This window comes from Bacteroidota bacterium (assembly GCA_034723125.1).
Taxonomy (GTDB): Bacteria; Bacteroidota; Bacteroidia; order CAILMK01; family JAAYUY01; genus JAYEOP01.
In genome coordinates this window covers 1-3,547 of record JAYEOP010000199.1, presented here as the reverse complement: position 1 = coordinate 3,547, position 3,547 = coordinate 1, and the positions used below count along the sequence as shown (strand labels likewise).

The 3,547-nt window shown below is 30.6% G+C and carries 3 protein-coding genes; all 3 read left to right on the top strand.

Translation table 11 applies throughout. From position 1 onward, the window contains the following. On the top strand, nt 1–234 hold a 234-nt coding region (locus U9R42_05845), incomplete at its 5' end, for a hypothetical protein (GenBank protein ID MEA3495543.1). A 268-nt stretch (nt 235–502) separates the two neighbouring features. Further along, on the top strand, nt 503–1,051 hold the full coding sequence (locus tag U9R42_05840) for a hypothetical protein (protein MEA3495542.1): 549 nt from the start codon (nt 503–505) through the stop codon (nt 1,049–1,051). 175 nt (nt 1,052–1,226) lie between these two features. Next, a complete protein-coding gene (locus tag U9R42_05835; protein ID MEA3495541.1) occupies nt 1,227–3,455 on the top strand; it encodes a KamA family protein in 2,229 nt (742 codons plus the stop codon). The last annotated feature ends 92 nt before the right edge of the window (nt 3,456–3,547 follow it).

Below are 3,547 nucleotides of genomic sequence, written 5' to 3'. Positions count from 1 at the left end.
TTTGAAACGGCAGAAATTGCGAAACTTAAACCTGACGAATACAAACAATACGAAGCAAGTGTAAATGCTTACCGAGACATATTTAACATAAAAAATACATATCTCGAAAAAGGAAAAGATGAAAGAAGTATTGAAATTGCAAAGGAAATGTTAAAAGACAATGAAGCTGTTGAAAAAATAATGAAATATACAGGATTAACAGAAAAGGAAATTAACGAATTAAAGAATAAATAAATAAAAAATGCTAATTGAGGCGGCTGATATTCCTTCGTTAAAAGTACGGCTCCATGAAATACATTGCAAATTAGCAAAATTTACTACAATGAACAAAGACGAAATATAAAACATAGTATATATAATTTAGAAGTTAGCAAGCATTACCGCTCCAAAGAATAAAAAGATATATTTTGGATTCTTATCTAAAGTCTAATAATTTATAATATCATATACAAACCCATACAATATACTGAATTCAAGTACGTTAGTAAGCGAAAACATCCCAATGAAAAAGATTCAAGCACTAATTATAGTATTACTGATTCCATTATTCGTAGTTTGTCAAGACCTCCATCTAAGTCAAAAAATTAATTTACAAAATAGTGTTCAAATAGATTTGGGAGGTCATGGATTACTCTATTCAATAAATTATGAAAGAATATTCATCAATAATAATGCTTTTAAAACAGCAGGTCAAATAGGAATATCTTACTATCCTCCCTCTTCCGGTATAAGAGATGTGTGGATACCAATTGGAATAAATGAATTATTTTCATTTAATAATCACCACCTTGAAACTGGATTAGGATTAGTTATAATTAGAGAAGCTACTCGAAATATAGATAATAGTCCAAATTATTGGTTCTGGAGTTGGTTATACTCAGGAAGAATTGGATACAGATATCAAAAACCTAATGGTCGGTTGATTTTAAGAGTTGGATTTACCCCTCTTCTTGAAACAAGTTTGCTTAATGAATCAGACATAAATAATGTTGGAGGATTGAGGTTAGAATTTCATCCCTTGCCAGTAGTCTCAATTGGATATAATTTTTAAAAACCGAAACAATTTGATTACCCACAGTATTTGATATAGAATCAATTTTTTTGAGATATACATCATTTTGGCTTTAGCAAAATTATTGCTATATTGCACAAGGAATAAAATACCTTTGATTTACTTTATTAAAGGATTTTTTTAATTTTTAAGTTACTAAAAAAGAGGGTTATTTATGGTTAAGGTTAAAACCAAAAAAAAACAGAAGAAAGAAGTTAAAGATATTTATTATCTTGATAGGGTTTCAATTAATATAGAATCGTATAATATTCTTAGAAAAATTTTAAATGAAAATCCAACTATTTATAAAATACTCAAGAGTTCTCAGAATAGAAAAGAAGCTACTGAAAAAATAAAACAATTAGTCCTTGATTACTTTAAAGACAATGAACTTGCGTATAAATATTATAAAAAAGAGCTAAGTGGTTATGAAGTAATGCAAAAATTATCGTGGCAGGATTTTGCTGCAATACGAATGATGGATTACATAAAGAATAATGGGGAAATATTTTCATCACCAAATTTGGAATACACATCTCCTGTAAAAAATCAACCTTTCGGAGTTCTTTGGACCGCTTACAAATATGGTACTGGAGGAGCAAAACCTGATTTTTTTGAAGATATGTTGCATCTGTTTCGTCAGTTTAACAAAACTACTACCCGAGAATTACCATCCAAAGAAAAAGTATTAGAATGGATGGATAAACGTCCCAGTGGGCTTGATGCTAGGATGAAACAAATTCGGAAAAAAAATCGAAACAGGATATTAAAAATTTTTATAAAAAAAATTGATACTGGTGAAATTAAGGATAATAAATATTATTTTGAAGAAGGACTATCGCAGGAAGAAAAAATAGACAAGGCAAATAAGTGGTGGAATGAAAGACTTTTTCATTTAAGATTTGCCATACGAAAGCCTGAATTACTTAATGAGATGCTTGGTTTTTCGCTTTCACCAAGGATAATGCAAAAACTTCATGATGCACAAGAAAAAGGAATTCCTTTATTTATAAATCCTTACTATTTGTCTCTCCTTAATATCAAACGACCAAATTTTGCTCCAGGCTCCGATCATGCTATTAGAGATTATGTAATTGTAAGCAACGAGCTTATAAACACATTCGGGAATATTGAAGCATGGGAAAAAGAAGATATTATAGAACCAGGCAAACCGAATGCAGCAGGATGGATTCTCCCTTCAGGCACTAATGTTCATAGAAGATATCCTGAAGTATCAATTTTAATTCCTGATACAGTAGGTCGTGCATGTGGTGGACTTTGTGTTTCGTGCCAACGGATGTATGATTTTCAAAGTGGTAATCTTAATTTCAACTTAGACAAATTAAAACCGAATGAAACATGGGATGAAAAACTTGAAAGGTTGCTCAAATATTTTGAGTATGATACTCAATTAAGAGACATATTAATAACAGGTGGCGATGCATTGATGAGTTCAGATAAATCTCTTCAAAAAATACTTGATGCTGTTTATGAAATGTCAGTTCGAAAAATTGAAGCAAATAAAAAACGTAAAGACGGTGAGAAATATGCAGAAATGCTAAGAATAAGACTTGGCACAAGACTACCTGCTTATTTGCCTCAAAGAATTACAACTGATTTAATAAAATTATTAGCAAACTTTAAAGAAAAAGCATCAAAAATCGGGATAAAACAATTTATAATCCAAACCCATTTTGAATCTGCAATGGAAATAACACCTGAAGCAAAACTCGGAATTGAAAGATTAATATCTGCCGGTTGGATAGTAACAAATCAGCTTGTTTTTACTGCTGCGGCTTCTAAGCGAGGTCATACAGCTAAATTACGCAAAGTGCTTAACGAAGTCGGGGTAGTACCTTATTACTCCTTTTCTGTAAAAGGTTATTTAGAAAATAAATATAATTACAGTACAAATGCCCGAACTGTTCAAGAGCAAATTGAAGAAAAAGTGCTTGGCGAAATACCAAAAGAGTATTATAAGAGCGTAAAAGATTTATCAAATGATCCGGAAAACATGGTTGAGAATCTTGAAAAACTAAAGAAAAAGTTGAATCTTCCTTTCCTTTCTACTGATAGGAATGTTATGAATTTACCTGGAGTTGGAAAAAGCTTAACCTTTAGAGTTATAGGTATTACTCGTTTTGGCAAACGTATTCTTGAATTCGATTATGACCACACAAGAAAGCATAGTCCTATTATCGAAAAAATGGATAGAATAATTATTATCGAATCCAAAACGATGAAAGAATATATTAAACAAATTGAAGAAATGGGTGAAGATATTTCGGAATACGAAAGCGTTTATGGATATTCCTTAGGCGAAACCAAAGAAAGAATGCCAATATTCGATTATCCTGATTACGATTTTAAAATAACTGATAAGTTAACAAATTTAGTAATGTAGATTTGGGAGATTGTTTATTTGGTTATTTGTTTATTTGGTTATTTGTTTATTTGGTTATTTGACTAATTTTCTTAGCCTTAGCCTCACTCCTC